An 18,870-nucleotide genomic window follows, 5' to 3' on the forward strand; every position below is an offset into this window, starting at 1 on the left:
CCTTTTTGGTGAATTCAGATCGCATGCTGGCGGGTTTTGGAACGGAGCTGATTTCTTCGCGTTCACGGCAATCCGGCTGCACCACCATTGGCAGTCTTTGCGGCGGCCGCGGTTCGGCCGAACCGGCAGCGGCAAGAAAGGATTGCTCCATGATTCGACGCGGAACGAAGATGGTGTTCGGGTTGGGGATGCTCGGGCTCGGCAGCTGGACCATGCTTTCGACTTACAATGCCTCGGAAGGGGCGACAGCTGTGGTTAACGGAAAGGTCGCAATTATCCGCGCACCCAAGGACGGCTACGTCTCGTTCGGCTCGCTGCATCGCGGTTCCGCGGTCGAAAAGGGGGAGCCGATCGGAAGCTTCGCCGTGAGCCTGTCTCCAGGGCAGGACACCAGCGGTCCTAAGACGATCGCGCAGGCGCGTGGCCGCGTGCGAGCGGTCGCAGCCGAGATCGACGATTTGCAGAAGCAGTACGACGCGCTCCGCCGCGAGTCGGACGAATATCGTGACGCGCGGCTGAAGCAGCTCGATATCAAGCTGGCGGAGACGCAAGCCGCTGCTGAGGCAAGCCGCGCGAAAGAACGTTCAGCCAACTCGATCGTCGACCGGCAACGGCATGAATTCGCACGAGGCTTCGCGCTCAAGGAGACCGTCACGGCCGCCGAGCAGACTGCCAACGCGGCGCGTCTGGACCGCGCGGCTGCCGAGAAGAAGCTGGACGGCCTGAAGGTCGAGGTCGCGGCCGCCAAGAATGGCACTTACCTTGCCGACGGATATAACAATTCTTCCTATTCGCAGCAGCGCGCCGACCAGGTCGCGTTGCGCATCGCCGAACTCAAGTCGGACTCGCGACAACAAAGTTCGCTGATTGCGTCGCTCAGCGACAACGATCAGTCACCTCGCCCGGTCGATGCCGGAACGGACACCGCCGTCAGATCCGACCTCAAATCGCCGGTGTCCGGCATGCTCTGGAGCATCAATTCCGAAAGCGGCCAGTTCGTGCGTGCCGGAGATGAGCTCGCACGGGTCATCGACTGCACGCAACTTTTCACGAGCATCGCCGTGTCCCAGCGCGGATACGGCGCGATCCGGGAGGGTGAACACGCATCATTTCGCGGCGAGGGACAACTGGCCGCATGGCGAGGGACAGTGGTGTGGGCCGGCGTTGCCGATCGCGAATTCGGCACCCGCATCCAGGCTGCGCTGGATCCGCCGGTGCCGTCCGACGCCCGCTACAATCTGATGGTGGCCCTGGACAAGGGAGAGCGCGTCGACGGGCAGTGCCCGGTTGGAAAGCCGGGTCGCGTGACCTTCGATTCCGAAACGACGTGGGGCAAGACGGCGAGTGAATGGAGCCAAACGGCGAGCGAGTGGAGCCAGCTGGCCTTGACCACTGCGGCCTCGCTCCGGGACCGCCTCGCCAGCCGCACCGCACCCAATTGAACAGCCGGCTTTCGCTCCTCCTTCGTTGGGCAGGTCAATGATCGACTTCGGCAATCTTGCTCCCACTCTGGTGACAATCGGTGCGGCTATCGTTTTGCTGCCGATGCTTGACCGGCACAGCACCCTCGGGCGCGCTTTGCCCTGCGCTATCTGTCTTTTGCTCATCGGACGAACGCTGGCTTGGCGGCTGACAAGCACACTGCCGCCCTTTTCGTTCGATATGGACGTGCTCTGGGCCTATTCCTTCGTGTCGGTCGAAGCGCTGAGCACCATCAGCAGCATGCTTCTGTTCTTCTTTCTGGCGAGGACGTGCGACCGGCGGCTGGACGCGGACCGCGCGCAACGCTGGGTCAAGGAGCGGCGCCCCCGTATCGATCTTCTGATCCCGACCTATGACGAGGACGCCGCAATCCTCGAGCGGACGATTATCGGCGCGCAGGCCCAGGACTATGACAGCTACCGCGTCTGCGTGCTCGATGACGGAAGGCGCGAATGGCTGAAGGATTTGTGCCGGCGGCGCGGGGTCGGCTATCTCGTGCGCACCGACAACGCGCATGCCAAGGCCGGCAACATCAATCATGCGATCGAGCTCCTTGGTCGTGCGGCCCAGCCGGCCGAGTTCATTGCAGTGCTCGACGCGGATTTTGTCGCGCAGCCGAACTTCCTGAGCCGCGCCGTTTCGTTGTTTGCGGACCCGTCGGTCGGATGTGTGCAAACGCCCCAGCACTTTTTCAATACGGACCCGCTGCAGCACGGCTTCCGCGCGTCGGCGCACTGGCCCGACGAGCAGAGGTTCTTCTTCGATGTCCTGCTCGCCTCCAAGGACGCATGGGGCGCGGCATTCTGCTGCGGGACATCCTCGATCTGCCGGCGCGAAGCGCTGGAGGCGATCGGCGGTGTTCCGACCGAGAGTGTCACCGAGGATATGCTGCTGTCGCTGAAGCTGAAGGCCGCGGGCTGGAAGACCGTCTATCTGAATGAACGGCTCAGCATGGGTCTCGCGCCGGAGGGCGTCTCCGAATACATCACCCAGCGCAGCCGCTGGTGCATCGGCTTCATGCAGATCGCGCGCAGCGACTGGGGACCGTTCGGCCGGGCGCGACTGCCGCTCATCGACCGCATCTCCCTGCTCGATGCCTTTCTATATTGGAGCCTGAGCTTCCCGTTCCGGCTCATGTGCCTTGCCGCGCCGGTTGTTTACGGGCTGACGGGAGCTGCCGTGATCTTTGCCGACGCCGACGGCGTGCTGACGCATTACGGCCCCTCGATCTGCGCGGCGGTGGCGACACTGGCCTGGATCACCGCCGGCCGGGTGTTGCCGATCGTGACGGACGCAGCTCAGCTCCTGGTCGCGGTCGACGCGATGAAGGCCGCGATCTTCGGGTTCTTCAGGCCGGCTGGACAACGATTCAAGGTGACGGCGAAGGGACGCTCGCGAAATCGCGTGACGGTGCAGTGGCCAATCTTCCTCAAGGTGCTCTTGCCACTGCTCGTTCTCACCTTCTCGGCGATCGCCTATGGCACGCAGTATGAATTCAGTCCGGTGTACGGAGACAGGAGCGCGCCGGTCTGGCTGTTCTGGGCGTACTATAACATGACGGTGCTGGTGGTGACGGCGCTGACTTGTATCGAACTGCCTCGCGCGAAGTTCGAGGGCTTCCGGGCCGACGAGGCCGTGACCTTGACGATCGGCTCAGCCGTCTACAGGCCGCGAATGCTGGTGTTGTCGGACGTCGGGGCAACGCTGGAAGGTTTGCCGGCGATACCGCCCGGCGCACCTTGCTCGGTCCGGCTTAACTCGATCGAGGCGCCGATTCCGTCCCGGCTGCTCCGGACCGGAAAGCGAACGGCCGAAATCGTATTCGAGGCTTCGCCGCCGATCGGCGAAGCAATCGTCCGAAAGCTGTTCTCCGGGCCCTATCAGATCTCACCGCAGCAGTTTCGATTTGGCGGTGTGCTGGCAGCGATCGCCGGCCGGATCGCAAGTTGAGAAACGGGCGCGCGTCATGAAGAAAGGCGCAGGTTGGATGATCGCGTTGTGCATGGGCCTGGCCGGCTTGCTGAGCTCGCACTGCAACGCAGATCCGCTGGCGCACCCGCCGCGTGACGAGTTGCGGCAGGCCTGGCAAAAGTATCGGCAGTCCTTCATCGCCCCCGAAGGGCGAGTGGTCGATAATGCGAACGGTGACATCAGCCACAGCGAGGGTCAGGGCTATGGCATGTTGCTCGCCGAGCGCTTCGACGATCGGGAGACATTCGAGCGAATCTGGCGATGGACCAGCGAGCACCTTCTGATCCGCGGCGACGGGCTTGCGGCCTGGCGATGGGATCCAAAGTCGGACCCCCGGGTGGCCGATCGAAACAACGCAAGCGACGGCGACGTGCTGATTGCCTGGGCGCTGTCCGAAGCGGCCGACAAGTGGAGCGTCCCGGACTACGGCGATGCGTCGCGGCGCACGGTCAAGGCAATCGCCGCGAAGCTCATCGTGAGCAGCCACTTCGGGCCGATCCTGCTGCCGGGCGCCGACGGGTTCGACGTGTCGAGCCGCGCCGACGGCCCGGTCGTCAATCTGTCCTACTGGATATTCCCGGCCTTCAACTATCTGGGCCGGCGTCCCGGTCCCGTGGACTGGGCGCGCCTTTCCGATGTGGGCCTGAGGCTGATCGCCGCCGCCCGTTTCGGACCGCGACAGCTCCCCACCAATTGGGTTTCGCTTGCGCATGAAAACGCGGCGCCGGCCGCTTCCTTCCCGCGCGTGTTCGGATATGACGCGATCCGGATTCCGCTCTATCTCGCCTGGGGCTCGCACAGGGATATGGCCGCAGCACTTTCGCCGGGCCCCGCGGTCGTCGAGGTCGACAGCGGCAAGGATGCCGGGCCGTTTAGCGATCCCGACTATCAGGCGATCGCAACGCTGGCGACCTGCGTGGGCGCGCAGGGAGTGTCTTCCGGCGAGACTGCGTATAGCGGCCGCTTCTACTATCCCGCGACCCTCTATCTGTTGTCTCGCATTGCCGCCGATGACGTGGCGCCGATATGCGCGCCGTGAACATGCCGGTGCTCGGTGGTCGCAGATCATAAAAAATGCGCGGGCCGCCTTAGGTGAGGCGAGCCCGCGCATTGAATTCGCGGGTGCTGGATTCAGCACCGATCAGGAAATTTGTGTCAGTGGACGCTGACGGCTTGCAGCTCGTTGCTCCAGGCGTTGGCGATCGCGGCTTCGCGGCTGTCGGTCAGCATCATCGGCGTGCCGTCGGCGGCATGCAGTGCGAACAGCTTGAGGCCGGGCGCGATTTTCGGCGCCTGCGGAAAGAGATCGGGCACGTCCTCGGAACGGACCTGCTTCACATAGGCGATATGGCCCTCGCCCAGATGAGCCAGCGCTTCCGGCGTGACGTTGCTGGATTCGATGGTGGTGGTACTCATGTCACTCATGGTCTCGACTCCTCAGCGAGATAAGCGGTCGAGTCCGCTCCTTGTTTCTATTATTCGTGCTCATTGATAGCGATTGTCTTAATGACCCGTTCAGGTTCCGGCCTGGCCAGATCAATCGACAACAACCCGTTCTTCAGATCCGCGCCCAGCACCTGCATCCCCTCCGCCAGCACGAAGGTGCGCTGGAAGTGGCGCGCGGCAATGCCGCGATGGATGTATTGCCGAGCCTTGTCGTCCTGCTGGCGGCCGCGGATGACGAGCTGATTTTCCTCAATGGTTACATCGAGTTGGTCGCGGGTGAAGCCCGCCACCGCCAACGTGATGCGAAGCCGCTCAGGCTGGCCGTTGGTACGGTCGCACCGCTCGATGTTGTAGGGAGGATAGCCGTCAGCGCCCTTCACGACGCGGTCGAGCGCACGCTCAATCTCGTCGAATCCCAGAAGGAACGGACTGGACAACGATGGAACACGAGACATTACAAAGTCCTCTCGAAGCGACTTTGAGGGGCCCTTGCGGCGCCCCATGCAACCGGCGGGCCGTCTGGCCTCCGGTCAGTGAGGGATATGGGGGCGAACTGGATAGCGTTCAAGCAGCCCCGAAACCAGCCTAAACGCCCGCAACATGAGGGCAAATTCTTCTCGATCGGTTACCCTGCGACCCGCTTCCGGCCATCAGCGGTAAAAAGATGCAGTTTGTCGCGTGGGGCGACCGCCCGGATCCGCTCGCCGATCGCAGGGCCCGAGACGCCGGGAACCCGGACGATCACCTCGCCCGGCGGCAGCTCGCCCGGATTGGCGGCAACCCCCTGCTCCTCGCGCTGGCGGCTGCCATAAACAAACGTCTCGGCGCCGACATGCTCGATCGCCTCGACGGTGAGGCCGAGAGCGACACCGCCCGATACGGTCTCGCTGGAGATCACGAAATCCTCCGGCCGGATCCCGACAATGCCGGCGCCATCGGCGCCCGCGATCTGGGAGGTCAGCTCGTCCGAGCGCAGCGGCATCAGGTTCATCGGCGGGGCGCCGATGAAGGAGGCGACGAAGGTGGTCGCAGGCCGCTGGTAGATCTCAAGCGGATTGCCGATCTGCTCGACCTGGCCGCCATTCATGACCACCAGGATATCGGCCAGCGTCATCGCCTCGAGCTGGTCGTGGGTGACGTAGATCGAGGTGGTGTTGAGCCGGCGCTGCAGCTTGCGGATCTCGACCCGCATCGCGATGCGCAGCTTGGCGTCGAGGTTCGACAGCGGCTCGTCGAACAGGAACACCTTCGGCTGGCGCACGATGGCGCGGCCCATCGCGACGCGCTGGCGCTGGCCGCCGGAGAGCTGGCGCGGCTTGCGCTCCAGCATCGGCGACAGCTCGAGCACGCGCGCGGCTTCCTCGACCCGGGTCTTGATCTCGGCCTCGGCCATGCCGCGGTTACGCAGGCCATAGGCCATGTTGTTGTAGACGCTCATATGCGGATAGAGCGCGTAGTTCTGGAACACCATCGCGATGTCGCGATCGGCGGGCTCGACCTGGTTGACGACGCGGCCGCCGATGTCGATCTCGCCGCCGGTGATGGTCTCGAGCCCGGCGACCATGCGCAGCAGCGTGGACTTGCCGCAGCCGGAGGGACCGACCAGCACGCAGAACTGGCCGTCGCCGACGTCGACATCGACGCCCTTGATGGCCTCGAAGCCGCCGGGATAGGTCTTGCGGACGCTGCGCAGCGTGACGTTGGCCATTACTTTTCCGTCTCCACCAATCCGCGCACGAACAGTTTCTGCATCACGACGACGACGAACACCGGCGGCAGCATCGCGAGCAGTGCGGTCGCCATCACGACAGGCCATTCGGTCAGCGCGTCGGTCGTGGTGATCATCTTGCGGATGCCGACCTGGATGGTCTGCATGTCGTCGCGCGTGGTGATCAACAGCGGCCAGAGATATTGATTCCAGCCGAGGATGAAGAGGATCACGAACAGCGCGGCCATGTTGGTGCGCGACAGCGGCAACAGCGTATCCCAGAAGAAGCGGAACGGGCCCGCGCCGTCGATGCGCGAGGCTTCCAGCAATTCATCCGGCACCGTCATGAAGAACTGCCGGAACAGCAGCGTCGCGGTGGCGGATGCAATCAGCGGCAGCGACAGGCCGGCATAGCTGTCGAGCAGATGCAGGTCGGCGACGATCTTGTAGGTCGGATAGATGCGCACCTCGACCGGCAGCATCAGGGTGATGAAGATGATCCAGAAGATTGCCATCCGGAACGGAAACCGGAAATAGACGATCGCGTAGGCCGAGATGATCGAGATCGCGATCTTGCCGACTGCGATCAAGAGCGCCATGACCAGCGAGTTCAGCATCATGTTCAGCACCGGCTCGCGGGTCGAGCCGCTGGTGCCGACAAACAGCGTCTGGTAGTAGGTCTCGAGGAAATGGCCGCCGGGCAACAGCGACATCTGGCCATTGGCGATGACGGCATTGTCCTGGGTCGAGGCGACGATCGCGAGATAGACCGGGAAGGCGACGATCGCGATCCCGATCCACAGGATGGCGTGAGCCAGATAGCGCTGAAAGCCTTCTTCCTCGACCATCAGTAGGTCACCTTGCGCTCGACGAAGCGGAACTGGATGCCCGTGAGCACGACCACGATGACCATCAGGATGACCGACTGCGCCGCCGAGGAGCCGAGATTGCCGCCGAGCAGGCCGTCCGTATAGACCTTGTAGACCAGCGTTTCGGTCGCCTTGCCGGGGCCGCCGCGGGTCATGGTGTCGATGATGCCGAAGGTGTCGAAGAAGGCGTAGACGATGTTGATGACCAGGAGGAAGAAGATGGTCGGCGACAGCAGCGGGAAGATCACGGTCCGGAACCGCCGCATCGGGCGCGCGCCGTCGATCGCGGCGGCCTCGATCACGCTCTTCGGGATGCTCTGGAGGCCTGCGAGGAAGAACAGGAAATTGTAGGAGATCTGCTTCCACGCCGCGGCGAGGATGATCAGGGCTGCGGCCTGGTCGCCGTCGAGCAGCGGATTCCAGTCAACGCCCATCGCGCGCAGATAGCGCGACAGCACGCCGAGCGAGGGATGCAGCATGAATACCCAGAGCACGCCGACGACAGGCGGGGCCACCGCGTAGGGCCAGATCAACAGCGTGCGGTAGAGCGTCGAGCCGCGCAGCGGCCTGTCGGCCATCACCGCAAGCAGCAGTGCAAACGACAGCGAGGACACCGCGATCGCGAACGAGAACGCGAAGGTGCGGATGATCGCGGCGAAATAGGCCGGGTCCTTGAACAGCTCAAGATAGTTCTCGAACCAGACGAAGCTGGTGGAAAGGCCGAAGGCGTCCTGCAGCAGGAAGGACTGGATCACCGCCTGCGCGGCCGGCCAGTAGAAAAAGATCAGCACGATCGCGAGTTGCGGGGCAACCAGCGCGTAAGGCAACAGCTTTGATTGGAAAATCGCTTGCTTTTGCATGATCTCTAAGAGAATGGCAGGCCGCTTGCCGCGGCCTGCCGGTTGATGGCCTCAAACCATCATGTCAGTGGACGGCGGTCTTTTCAAACTGCCGCAGCATCTGGTTGCCGCGCTCGACGGCGGAGTCCAGCGCCTGCTTGGCGGTCTTCTTGCCGGCCAGCGCCTGCTCGATCTCCTCCGACCACATGTCGCGCAGCTGCACCATGTTGCCGAGGCGCAGACCGCGCGAATTCTCGGTCGGCTCCTTGTTGGTGAGCTCGAGCAGCGGGGTCTCGAGATAGGGCTGATCCTTGTAGAAGCCCTCTTCCTTGGCCTTGGCGTAGGCCGCCTTGGTGATCGGCAGATAGCCCGAGGCCTTGTGGATCCAGACCTGGCGATCGGTGTCGGAGAGGAAGGTCAGGAACTTGGCGACGCCCTTGTATTCCTCGGCCGACTTGCCGCCCATCACCCACAGCGAGGCGCCGCCGATGATCGAGTTCTGCGGCGCGCCCTTGACGTCCGGATAATACGGCATCGGCGCCGCGGTGAAGTTGAACTTGGCCTGCGCCTTGACGTTGCCGAAGAACGCCGACGAGGTCAGGTAGATCGGGCATTCGCCCGAAGTGAAGCGGCCTTCGCCGGTGTTGGTGCGGCCGGCATAGTCGTAGGTCTTGTCCTTCTGCAGCTCGACCAGGTTCTCGAGATGCTTGACCTGCAGCGGGCCGTTGAATTCGAGCACGGTGTCGAAGCCGTCGAGGCCGTTGGCCTTGCTGGCGAGCGGCACGTTGTGCCAGGCCGACAGCTGCTCGAGATTGACCCAGGTGACCCACGAGCCGGAGAAGCCGCAGGTATTGTAGCCGGCCGCCTTCAGCTTCTTGGCGTCCTCGAACACCTGCGGCCAGGTCTTCGGGATCTCGGCGATGTTGGCTTTCTTCAGCGCGTCGAGGTTGACCCACATCACCGTCGAAGACGAGTTGAAGGGGAACGACAGCATCTCGCCCTTCGAGGTCGAGTAGTAGCCGGTGATCGCGGGCAGGTAGACACTCGGATCGAACTTCTCGCCGGCGTCGGCCATCAGCTTGTAGACCGGTTTGACGGCGCCGGTGGCGGCCATCATCGTCGCGGTGCCGACCTCGAACACCTGCATGATGTGCGGGGCGTTGCCGGCGCGGAAGGCGGCGATGCCGGCATTCATGGTGTCGGCGTAGCCGCCCTTGTAGGTCGGGATCACCTTGTAGTCGGACTGCGAGGCGTTGAAGTCGTTGGCCAGCTTGACGATGACGTCATTGTTGGCGCCGGTCATCGCGTGCCACCACTGAATCTCGGTCGCCGCAAATGCAGGCGACGCGAATGCGAGCGTAGCAGCGGCTACAGCGGCAGCGCCGAGTCGTCGGAAAATCATCAAAAGCCCCTCCCGGTTGGAACGTCATCTTTCGTTGCGCGCGTTATCAGCGCCGGATGACGTTCAAATGACCGTATTAACGAAAGCCATGGTAGGGGGGAAGCCGACGCAAAGGGAAGCGGTAAAAAAGGCGGAGATCGCAGCCGGCACCCTGCGGTGCAACGCCGGACGCGACGTTGCACCGCAGGGTGGTGTGCTTCCTGGCGCTTGGCCTAGCGCTTGCGCTGGGGGCCGCAGACCACGCCCTTGTCGAGGAGGCCGGCGATCTCGTCCTTGGAGTAGCCGAACTCGCCGAGCACCTCCGCAGCGTGCTGGCTGAACTTCGGCGGCGTGCGGCGCAGGCTCGGCTTGGTGCGTTCGAGGCGGATCGGCGAGGCGACGCCCTTGTACCAATCCTTCTCGATGACGTCGCCGCGATGGATGGTGTGCGGGTTGGTCAGCGCCTGGTCGATCTTCTGCACCGGGCCCGCCGGCAGGCCGGCGGCGAGCAGCCGGTTGCACAGCGGCTCGGCCTCATGCTGGCTGAACACCGCGGCAAGCTCGACGCGGAGCGCGTCGCGGTTGGCGATGCGGTCCTTGTTACGGGCAAAGCGCGGATCGGTGCCGAGCTCGGGCTTGCCGATCTCCTTGGCGAGCTTGCGGAAGGTGCCGTCATTGCCGACGCCGATGAAGATGTTGTCGGTTTTGGTCGGGAAGATCGCATACGGCACGAGGTTGGGATGCTCGTTGCCGGTGAGCGACGGCGGCTTGCCATGCATGAAATAGTTCGCGGTGTGCGGATGCATGATCGCAAGGCCGGTCTCGTACAGCGTGGTCTCGATGAATTGGCCGAGCCCCGAGCGCTGCCGTTCCGACAGCGCCATCAGGATGCCGATCGCGGCATAGAGCCCGGTCGTGATGTCGACCAGCGGCACGCCGATCCGCATCGGGCCGCTCTCCAGCGAGCCGGTTGCCGCGATCATGCCGGTCATCGCCTGGATGATCGCGTCATAGCCGGGATTGCCGCCGCGCGGGCCGTCGGCGCCGAAGCCGGAGATCCGGCAATGCACGAGGCGCGGAAACTTCGCGCGCAGCACGTCGTTGCCGATGCCCCATTTGTCGAGTGTGCCGGGCTTGAAGTTCTCGATCAGCACGTCGGCGGTTTCGAGCATCTTCATCAGCACCACGCGTCCGCCCTCGGAGGCGAGGTCGAGGCCGATCGAGCGCTTGTTGCGGTTGATGCCGACGAAATAGGCCGCGTCTTCCTCGTGGAAGGGAGGGCCCCAGTCACGCACCTCGTCGCCGGCGGGCGGCTCGACCTTGATCACGTCGGCGCCGTGGTCGGCGAGGATCTGGGTGCAATACGGGCCGCCGAGCACGCGCGTCAGATCGATCACGCGCAGTCCGGTCATCGCGCCCGTAGCCGCTGGGGTATTCATGGAAGCAACCTTCGCTCAGTTGGGATCGGAAAACGAGGGTCCCAGAGCTAACGGTCTTCGAGCGAGGCAGCAATGCTCTCATCGGCGCAGGCCCATGCAGCTGGCGGCGCGTGCGTTCGCCAAGCGAACTGGAAAGAGCGAACTGGCATCTCGAATGCAAACAAAATAGTCCGCCACGCGGGAAGGCGCGGCGGACTATTGGCAGGCGAAGAATTAGACGACGCTCAGCTTGACGTCGACATTGCCGCGGGTCGCGTTGGAATACGGGCACACATGGTGGGCCTTCTCGACCAGCGCTTCGGCGTCAGCGCGGGACAGGCCGGGCAGCGAGACGGCGAGGTCGACGGCAAGGCCGAAGCCGCCTTCCGAGCGCGGGCCGATCCCGACCGTCGAGGTCACTGCGGCGTCGGCGGGAACCTTGGGGCCGCCCTGCGAGGCCACGAACTTCATCGCGCCGATGAAGCAGGCGGCATAGCCGGCCGCGAACAGCTGCTCCGGATTGTTGCCGGCGCCACCGCCGCCGCCGAGTTCCTTCGGGGTCGTCAGCTTGACGTCGAGCGCGCCGTCGAGGGTTGCCGCATGGCCATCGCGGCCGCCGGTTGCCTTGGCGCTGGTCTTGTAGAGCACGTTCACAGACATCGCAGTCTCCCTTGGTTGGGGCTTGGGTTTGAATTCGACGCCCTATGTATTGCACTCAATTGAATTGTGTGCAATATAAATTATGCGGCCTCACATTTAATTGTTCGCAATTGAATTCGCGGTCCCGTGAGCCCAGAATGACCCGGAAACGAGATGGATTCGATGGGAATCATGGCCAGGAAACAGACGGCGGCGGATCAGGCGCTGCGGCTCGACAACCAGATCTGCTTTGCGGTCTACTCGACCGCGCACGCCTTCAACCGCGTCTACAAGCCGCTGCTCGACCGGCTCGGGCTGACCTATCCGCAATACTTGGTGATGCTGGCGCTGTGGGAGCGCGACGACGTGCCGGTGAAGGATCTCGGCGAGCGGCTGTTCCTGGATTCCGGCACGCTGACGCCGCTGCTGAAGCGGCTCGAGGCAGCGGAACTAATCAAGCGGACCCGCAGCACCGAGGACGAGCGGGTGGTGCTGATCGCGCTGACGCCGCAGGGCCACGCGCTGCGCGAAAAGGCCAAGGCCGTGCCGCAATCGATCCTCGCGGCGTCGGACTGCACGGTCGGGGAGCTGCTCGCGATGAAGGATGAGATCGTCGCGCTGCGCGACCGGCTGAATGCGGTGCTTGGGGAGTAGGGGGCTAGAGGCGCTTCTTGGCGAAGGCGCGGCCTGAGTGGGATTTCAGATATTTCTCGAACGCCAAGGCTTTGTATTTGTCCGGTAACGCGCAGTACCAGACGAACTGCCAAGGTTTGAATTTTGAGGTGTGCGCGGACTTGCCGGCGTTGTGCTCGGGAATCCGTCGTTTCAGATCCTCGGTGGCGCCAACGTATTCCTGATCAGGGAAGTCGATGCTGCGGATGATGTAGACGTACCACATTCGTATCCACTGCAATGGAAGGGATCAGAGCCCTGCCTCGTCCGTCTTCGCCCTTCGGGCTACGCCGGACACCACGCTTCGCCCTTCAGGCAACTCGTGGCTGCGCCACGCGTAGCCCGAAGGGCGAAGCGTGGTGGAGCCAGGCGGGATCGAACCGCCGACCTCTTGCATGCCATGCAAGCGCTCTCCCAGCTGAGCTATGGCCCCTTATCCAGTTGGGACGATCCTGGGGGATCAGTCCCGGCCCGCGCGGCCTAGACGACTCGCGCGGCAGCACCGTTGATCATAGATCGGCGCCGATCTCAAGTCTCTTCTATCAAGTCTCTTCGTCGCCGCCGACGTCACCAATGATGTCGGTCACGTCCTCATCGCCCTCTTCCTCGTCGGCGATGAAGGTCGAATCGTCGTCGTCATCGTCGTCGATGGTCTCATCGACCTCGATATCGTCCTCGGACTCGGGAACCTGGGCCTTGACCTTGCCGGTGTTCTCCTCGGCATCGGCCTCCTCGAGCGAGACCATCTCTTCGGCCTCGGCGGGCTCCGGCATGTCGGCGGCGGTCGCAGGCGAATTCACGGTGGCGCCACGGCCCCGCGGCGGCGCGACGGGCGCAATCGGCACGACCTCGCCGGTGTAGGGCGAAATCACCGGATTCTTGTTGAGGTCGTAGAACTTCTTGCCCGTGGTCGGGCAAATGCGCTTGGTTCCGAGCTCGGACTTGGCCAACGTGGTCATCCCAGAATTTTGCTGAAAAACGGTGCTTCACTTGGCTAGTTGAGCAGCCGCTGTCAATAGCGGTTTGCGCGCAAGTGACGGGCGCGTGACGCGGTGTTGCCTATGTGATACCTGCCGCGGCGCGAGAGGACACAATCTTGGCCCATTCTGACACCCCAACCCCGCTGGAATCGCGCGCTTGCGGCCCCCTGACCGGCAAGGTCCGCGTTCCCGGCGACAAATCGATTTCCCACCGTGCCCTGATCCTGGGGGCGCTTTCGGTCGGCGAAACCCGGATTTCCGGCCTTCTGGAGGGCGAAGACGTCCTCAACACCGCCAAATCGATGCGCGCGCTGGGCGCCAAGGTGGAGCGGACGGCGCCATTCGCCTGGTCGGTGTCCGGTGTCGGGGTCGGCGGCTTCGCCCAGCCCGCAGGCCCGCTCGATTTCGGCAATTCCGGCACCGGCTGCCGGCTGGTGATGGGTGCGGTCGCCGGCTGCCCGATCGCGGCCATTTTTGATGGCGACGCCTCGCTGCGCTCGCGGCCGATGCGCCGGATTCTCGACCCGCTCGAGCTGATGGGCGCCCGGACCAGCGACATCCGCGAGGGCGGCAGGCTGCCGCTGACGCTGCATGGCGCCCGCTATCCGGTGCCGATCGTCTACAAGACCCCGGTCGCCTCGGCCCAGATCAAGTCCGCGGTACTGCTGGCGGGCCTGTCCGCGCCCGGCATCACCACGGTCATCGAGCAGGAGGCAAGCCGCGACCACACTGAGCTGATGCTGAAGCATTTCGGCGCCGAGATCTCCACGGAGAAGGAAGGCAGCCACGGCTGCAGGATCACGCTGAACGGCGAGCCGGAGTTGCGCGGCGCCGACGTCGTGGTGCCCGCCGATCCGTCCTCGGCGTCGTTCCCGATCGTGGCCGCGCTGATCGTCGGAGGATCCGACGTCGTGTTCTCCGACGTGATGACCAATCCGCTGCGCACCGGCCTGTTCACCACGCTGCGCGAAATGGGCGCCTCGATCGAGGAAAGTGACGTGCGCGGCGATGCCGGCGAGCCGATGGCGCAGCTGCGCGTGCGCGCCTCGAAGCTGAAAGGCGTCGAGGTGCCGCCGGAGCGCGCGCCGTCGATGATCGACGAATATCTGGTGCTGGCGGTTGCGGCGGCGTTTGCCGAGGGCACCACGATCATGCGCGGCTTGCAGGAGCTGCGCGTCAAGGAATCCGACCGTCTCGAAGCCACCGCGGACATGCTGCGCGTCAACGGCGTCAAGGTCGAGGTGTCCGGCGACGATCTGATTGTCGAGGGCCGCGGCCATGTCCCGGGCGGCGGCCTTGTCGCCACCCATATGGATCATCGCATCGCGATGTCGGCATTGGTGATGGGCTGCGCTGCAGACCGGCCGGTGAAGATCGACGACACCGCCTTCATCGCCACGAGTTTTCCGGATTTCATTCCGATGATGCGCGCGCTCGGAGCTGATTTCGCATGATCATCGCCATCGACGGACCCGCCGCATCCGGCAAGGGCACGCTCGGCAAGCGGCTCGCCCACCACTACGGTTATCGCCATCTCGACACCGGCGTGATCTACCGCGCGGTGGCCTATGCGATGATGGCGCAGGGCGCCGACCTCAATGATGAGGCGCTGGCGGTTGCCGTCGCCCTCGAGCTCGATCCCGAGAAATTCGGCAATCCGATCCTGAAGACCCAGAAGGTCGGTGAGGGCGCCTCGGTCGTCTCGGCCTTTCCCAAGGTGCGCGAGGCGCTGGTCAGCTTCCAGCGTCAGTTCGCCGCCGATCCGCCCGGTGCGGTGCTGGATGGACGCGATATCGGCACCGTGATCTGCCCGGACGCCGACGTGAAGATCTTCGTGGTCGCCGATCCCCGCGTGCGGGCGCGGCGGCGCGCCCTGGAGGCCCGCGCCCGCGGCGAGGACGCCGACGAGGAGGCGGTGCTCGCCGACATCCTCAAGCGCGACGAGCGGGACAAGAACCGCACCGTTGCGCCGTTGCGGCCGGCCGCGGACGCTCACACGCTGGACAATTCCAATCTCGACATCGAGGCCGGCGTCCGCGCCGCGATCGCCATCGTCGAGGCGGTACGCGCCAAGCGCTAGAATCGCCAGCGTCAAAGCGCGCTTTGGCCCGAAAACCCAGCAAAATGGGGCATTTCCTGCTTGCCGAAGGCGGCTCGCAGGGCTATATCAGCGCCGTTCGGAGCACCATCGACCGTGTCGAGGCCGTGTCCGAGCGGGCCGGCGCCGGGTTTGAGCCATCCTCAAGCAAAACTGACGCCGCATCTGGAGGAACGCCCGCTCCCAGGCCTTGCAGTCGATATTTTCGTATCACGCTCCGGAAACTTCAAACGTACCGAACGTGCAGTCCTGCTGCCGGCCCGCTGTTGCACCTCCTGCAATGAGCGGTCGTCAGGGTTTGCGGAACCCTGTCACTTCACGCGCGGTACGCCCATCAACCCGAATGGCCGGCGAGATTCCGCATCTGGAGAACAAATGGTTTCGAATTCTGCGTCTTCCTATACTCCCACCCGCGACGATTTCGCGGCGATGCTTGATGAGTCCTTTGCCGGCGGCAATCTGCAGGAAAGCTCGGTCATCAAGGGCAAGGTGGTTGCAATTGAGAAGGACATGGCCGTCATCGACGTCGGCCTGAAGACCGAAGGCCGCGTCGCGCTGCGCGAATTCGCTGGTCCCGGCCGCGAAAGCGACCTGAAGGTCGGCGACGAAGTCGAGGTGTTCCTCGACCGTATCGAGAATGCGCTCGGTGAAGCCGTGCTGTCGCGCGACAAGGCGCGCCGCGAGGAAAGCTGGGGCAAGCTCGAGAAGGCGTTCCAGAACAACGAAAAGGTCAACGGCGTCATCTTCAACCAGGTCAAGGGCGGCTTCACGGTCGACCTCGACGGTGCGGTGGCCTTCCTGCCGCGCTCGCAGGTCGACATTCGTCCGATCCGCGACGTTGCGCCGCTGATGAACAACTCGCAGCCGTTCCAGATCCTCAAGATGGACCGCCGCCGCGGCAACATCGTGGTGTCGCGCCGCACGGTTCTCGAAGAGACCCGCGCCGAGCAGCGCCAGGAGCTGGTGCAGAACCTCGAAGAGGGTCAGGTCATCGACGGCGTGGTCAAGAACATCACCGATTACGGTGCGTTCGTTGATCTCGGCGGCATCGACGGCCTGCTCCACGTGACCGATATCGCCTGGCGCCGCGTCAACCACCCGACCGAGGTGCTGACCATCGGCCAGACGGTGAAGGTCAAGATCATCAAGATCAACCACGAGACGCACCGCATCTCGCTCGGCATGAAGCAGCTGCTGGATGATCCGTGGCAGGGCATCGAAGCCAAGTACCCGCTGGGTGCCCGCTTCACCGGCCGCGTCACCAACATCACCGACTACGGCGCGTTCGTCGAGCTCGAGCCGGGCATCGAAGGCCTGATCCACGTCTCCGAGATGTCGTGGACCAAGAAGAATATGCACCCCGGCAAGATCGTTTCGACCTCGCAGGAAGTCGAAGTGCAGGTGCTGGAAGTGGATTCGGTCAAGCGCCGCATCTCGCTCGGTCTCAAGCAGACCATGCGCAATCCCTGGGAAGTCTTCGTCGAGAAGTTCCCGGTCGGTTCGGTGGTCGAGGGCGAGGTCAAGAACAAGACCGAGTTCGGTCTGTTCCTGGGTCTCGAGGGCGATGTCGACGGCATGGTCCATCTCTCCGACCTCGACTGGAAGCTTCCGGGCGAGCAGGTCATCGACAACTTCAAGAAGGGCGACATGGTCAAGGCCGTGGTGCTCGATGTCGATGTCGAGAAGGAGCGTATCTCGCTCGGCGTCAAGCAGCTCGAAGGCGACCCCTTCGCCGAGCCGGGCGACGTCAAGAAGGGCGCGGTCGTGACCTGCGAAGTGCTCGAAGTGAAGGAAAGCGGCATCGAGGTCCGGATTTCGGGCACCGAGTTCACCACCTTCATCAAGCGGTCCGAGCTGGCCCGTGATCGCAACGACCAGCGCGCCGAGCGCTTCGCCGTCGGCGAGAAGGTCGATGCCCGCGTCATCCAGTTCGACAAGAAGGCCCGCAAGGTGCAGGTCTCGATCAAGGCGCTGGAAGTTGCCGAAGAGAAGGAAGCCATCGCGCAGTACGGCTCCTCCGATTCGGGAGCGACGCTTGGCGACATCCTCGGCACCGCGCTGAAGAACCGCGGCACCGACAAGTAAGCGTTCGCGCGATTTGAGCGAACCATGGGGCCCCGGCGCAAGCCGGGGCCCTTTTGTTTGAGACAGTGCGTATGACGGTAGCCCGGATGCAGCGGAGCGAAATCCGGGGCTTTCCGTTCGCAGCTGAAGCCGTCCCCGGATTACGCTTCGCTCCATCCGGGCTACCGCTTTGCAAATGCCGCGGGCCTTGTTTTCTTCATATTGCGTCGCAATTGATGTATTTGGCTAAGCTGATAGTGACGCTGCGACTGCAAAACGCGCGGACTTTCGCGCTGACCATTTCGGGAGAGACCGATGTCGCTGGATTCGGACGTGATCGTCGACCGTCGCCGTATCAGGCGCAAGCTGACGTTCTGGCGCGTTGCCGCCGCGGTCATCGCAATCGCGGCGATCGTCGGCGTGGGCGTGATCGCCGCCGGCGGACGCGGCAGCCTGTCGACGTCGAACACGATCGCGCGGATCAACATCGACGGATTGATCCGCAGCGACCAGCAGCGCGTCGAGGCGCTGGAGCGGCTCGGCAAGTCGAGCTATGCGGCGGTTGTCGTGCATATCAATTCGCCCGGCGGCACCACTGCCGGCTCCGAGCAGCTCTACGACTCGCTGATGCAGTTGAAGGCGAAGAAGCCGCTCGTCGTCGTGGTCGAGGGATTGGCGGCCTCTGGCGGCTACATCACGGCGATCGCGTCCGATCATATCGTTGCCCAGCAGACCTCGCTGGTTGGTTCGATCGGCGTGCTCTTCCAGTTTCCCAACGTTTCGGAATTGCTCAAGACCGTCGGCGTGAAGATGGAGGAGATCAAATCCTCACCGCTGAAAGCGGCGCCCAATGGCATGGAGCCGACCAGCCCCGAGGCCCGGGCCGCGATCGAGGGGCTGGTCAAGGATTCCTATGCCTGGTTCCGTGGATTGGTGAAGGAGCGGCGCGGCATGGACGATGCCTTGCTGGAGAAGGTCGCTGACGGACGCGTCTTCACCGGCCGGCAGGCGGTCGATCTCAAGCTGATCGATCAGCTGGGAGATGAAAAGACCGCGATTGCCTGGCTGGTTGCGGAGAAGAAGGTCAAAAGCGACCTGCCGGTGCGCAATTACACGCTTAATCCGCGATTCAGCGACCTGACCTTCCTGCGCACCGCAGCGTCGATGACGCTCGATGCGTTCGGCCTTGGCGCCATCGCGCGGCGGATCGAGCAGGGCGGCGTGGCCCAGGCCGTGGATCGGTTCGGGCTCGACGGCATGCTGGCGCTGTGGGCGCCGGGAGGAACCGACTAGTCGGGTGCGA

At 63.9% G+C, this 18,870-nt stretch carries 18 protein-coding genes and 1 tRNA gene; 8 read left to right on the plus strand and 11 right to left on the minus strand.

The genetic code is table 11. The features are described from left to right. The first annotated feature begins 23 nt into the window (after positions 1 to 23). The 3 genes from QDT69_RS16010 (at position 24) to QDT69_RS16020 (ending at position 4,492) form a co-directional block, all read left to right on the plus strand. Positions 24 to 1,442, plus strand: coding sequence for an HlyD family secretion protein (locus tag QDT69_RS16010; RefSeq protein WP_279707448.1), 1,419 nt, complete (start codon positions 24 to 26; stop codon positions 1,440 to 1,442). Positions 1,443 to 1,668: 226 nt separating this feature from the next. After that, positions 1,669 to 3,432: a cellulose synthase catalytic subunit gene (locus QDT69_RS16015; protein ID WP_279707449.1), complete on the plus strand. Its 1,764-nt coding sequence runs from the start codon at positions 1,669 to 1,671 to the stop codon at positions 3,430 to 3,432. A 52-nt stretch (positions 3,433 to 3,484) separates the two neighbouring features. Continuing rightward, positions 3,485 to 4,492: a glycosyl hydrolase family 8 gene (locus QDT69_RS16020; protein WP_279707450.1), complete on the plus strand. Its 1,008-nt coding sequence runs from the start codon at positions 3,485 to 3,487 to the stop codon at positions 4,490 to 4,492. Between the two features lie 116 nt (positions 4,493 to 4,608). On the opposite strand, the gene QDT69_RS16025 is transcribed toward QDT69_RS16020, so the two are convergent. The 8 genes from QDT69_RS16025 to QDT69_RS16060 form a co-directional block, all read right to left on the minus strand. Next, on the minus strand, positions 4,609 to 4,878 hold the full coding sequence (locus tag QDT69_RS16025; RefSeq protein ID WP_050424105.1) for a DUF1150 domain-containing protein: 270 nt from the start codon (positions 4,876 to 4,878) through the stop codon (positions 4,609 to 4,611). Positions 4,879 to 4,928: 50 nt separating this feature from the next. Next, entirely contained in the window at positions 4,929 to 5,354 is a 426-nt protein-coding gene (locus tag QDT69_RS16030) for an Hsp20 family protein (protein WP_021082592.1), read from the minus strand. Between the two features lie 170 nt (positions 5,355 to 5,524). Then, positions 5,525 to 6,607: a sn-glycerol-3-phosphate import ATP-binding protein UgpC gene (locus tag QDT69_RS16035; protein ID WP_279707451.1), complete on the minus strand. Its 1,083-nt coding sequence runs from the start codon at positions 6,605 to 6,607 to the stop codon at positions 5,525 to 5,527. Next, complete coding sequence (ugpE, locus tag QDT69_RS16040) at positions 6,607 to 7,455, minus strand: sn-glycerol-3-phosphate ABC transporter permease UgpE (RefSeq protein WP_146986265.1); 849 nt, start codon at positions 7,453 to 7,455, stop codon at positions 6,607 to 6,609. The genes QDT69_RS16035 and ugpE overlap by 1 nt, the downstream gene beginning before the upstream one ends. Continuing rightward, on the minus strand, positions 7,455 to 8,336 hold the full coding sequence (gene ugpA, locus QDT69_RS16045) for a sn-glycerol-3-phosphate ABC transporter permease UgpA (protein WP_279707452.1): 882 nt from the start codon (positions 8,334 to 8,336) through the stop codon (positions 7,455 to 7,457). Before ugpA ends, ugpE begins: the two co-directional genes overlap by 1 nt. A gap of 64 nt (positions 8,337 to 8,400) precedes the next feature. Beyond that, positions 8,401 to 9,717 carry a sn-glycerol-3-phosphate ABC transporter substrate-binding protein UgpB gene (ugpB, locus tag QDT69_RS16050; RefSeq protein WP_279707453.1) on the minus strand — a complete coding sequence of 439 codons (1,317 nt, stop codon included), beginning with the start codon at positions 9,715 to 9,717 and terminating at the stop codon, positions 8,401 to 8,403. 212 nt (positions 9,718 to 9,929) lie between these two features. Then, positions 9,930 to 11,135 carry a CaiB/BaiF CoA-transferase family protein gene (locus QDT69_RS16055; RefSeq protein WP_279707454.1) on the minus strand — a complete coding sequence of 402 codons (1,206 nt, stop codon included), beginning with the start codon at positions 11,133 to 11,135 and terminating at the stop codon, positions 9,930 to 9,932. A 213-nt stretch (positions 11,136 to 11,348) separates the two neighbouring features. Then, entirely contained in the window at positions 11,349 to 11,774 is a 426-nt protein-coding gene (locus QDT69_RS16060; protein WP_279707455.1) for an organic hydroperoxide resistance protein, read from the minus strand. A gap of 171 nt (positions 11,775 to 11,945) precedes the next feature. Between QDT69_RS16060 and QDT69_RS16065 the strand changes: the two genes are divergently transcribed. Continuing rightward, a complete protein-coding gene (locus QDT69_RS16065) occupies positions 11,946 to 12,407 on the plus strand; it encodes a MarR family transcriptional regulator (protein WP_279707456.1) in 462 nt (153 codons plus the stop codon). Between the two features lie 4 nt (positions 12,408 to 12,411). On the opposite strand, the gene QDT69_RS16070 is transcribed toward QDT69_RS16065, so the two are convergent. The 3 genes from QDT69_RS16070 to QDT69_RS16080 all read right to left on the minus strand — a co-directional run bounded on the left by QDT69_RS16070 (position 12,412) and on the right by QDT69_RS16080 (position 13,375). Then, a complete protein-coding gene (locus QDT69_RS16070; RefSeq protein WP_279707457.1) occupies positions 12,412 to 12,651 on the minus strand; it encodes a GIY-YIG nuclease family protein in 240 nt (79 codons plus the stop codon). Between the two features lie 131 nt (positions 12,652 to 12,782). Continuing rightward, a tRNA-Ala gene (locus QDT69_RS16075) sits at positions 12,783 to 12,858 on the minus strand. Positions 12,859 to 12,967: 109 nt separating this feature from the next. Continuing rightward, positions 12,968 to 13,375, minus strand: a complete 408-nt coding sequence (locus tag QDT69_RS16080; RefSeq protein ID WP_024584327.1) for a TIGR02300 family protein — start codon at positions 13,373 to 13,375, stop codon at positions 12,968 to 12,970. Between the two features lie 146 nt (positions 13,376 to 13,521). Between QDT69_RS16080 and aroA the strand changes: the two genes are divergently transcribed. The 4 genes from aroA (at position 13,522) to sppA (ending at position 18,860) form a co-directional block, all read left to right on the plus strand. Further along, positions 13,522 to 14,859: a 3-phosphoshikimate 1-carboxyvinyltransferase gene (gene aroA / locus QDT69_RS16085; RefSeq protein WP_279707458.1), complete on the plus strand. Its 1,338-nt coding sequence runs from the start codon at positions 13,522 to 13,524 to the stop codon at positions 14,857 to 14,859. Beyond that, the gene (gene cmk, locus QDT69_RS16090) at positions 14,856 to 15,485 is read left to right on the plus strand and encodes a (d)CMP kinase (RefSeq protein ID WP_279707459.1); all 630 of its coding nucleotides are present in this window, start codon (positions 14,856 to 14,858) and stop codon (positions 15,483 to 15,485) included. The genes aroA and cmk overlap by 4 nt, the downstream gene beginning before the upstream one ends. Before the next feature lie 393 nt (positions 15,486 to 15,878). Beyond that, complete coding sequence (gene rpsA, locus QDT69_RS16095; protein WP_018269280.1) at positions 15,879 to 17,588, plus strand: 30S ribosomal protein S1; 1,710 nt, start codon at positions 15,879 to 15,881, stop codon at positions 17,586 to 17,588. Positions 17,589 to 17,882: 294 nt separating this feature from the next. Further along, complete coding sequence (gene sppA, locus QDT69_RS16100) at positions 17,883 to 18,860, plus strand: signal peptide peptidase SppA (protein ID WP_050426526.1); 978 nt, start codon at positions 17,883 to 17,885, stop codon at positions 18,858 to 18,860. Positions 18,861 to 18,870: the final 10 nt, after the last annotated feature.

The sequence above is a fragment of the Bradyrhizobium sp. CER78 genome, from assembly GCF_029846235.1.
Lineage (GTDB): Bacteria > Pseudomonadota > Alphaproteobacteria > Rhizobiales > Xanthobacteraceae > Bradyrhizobium.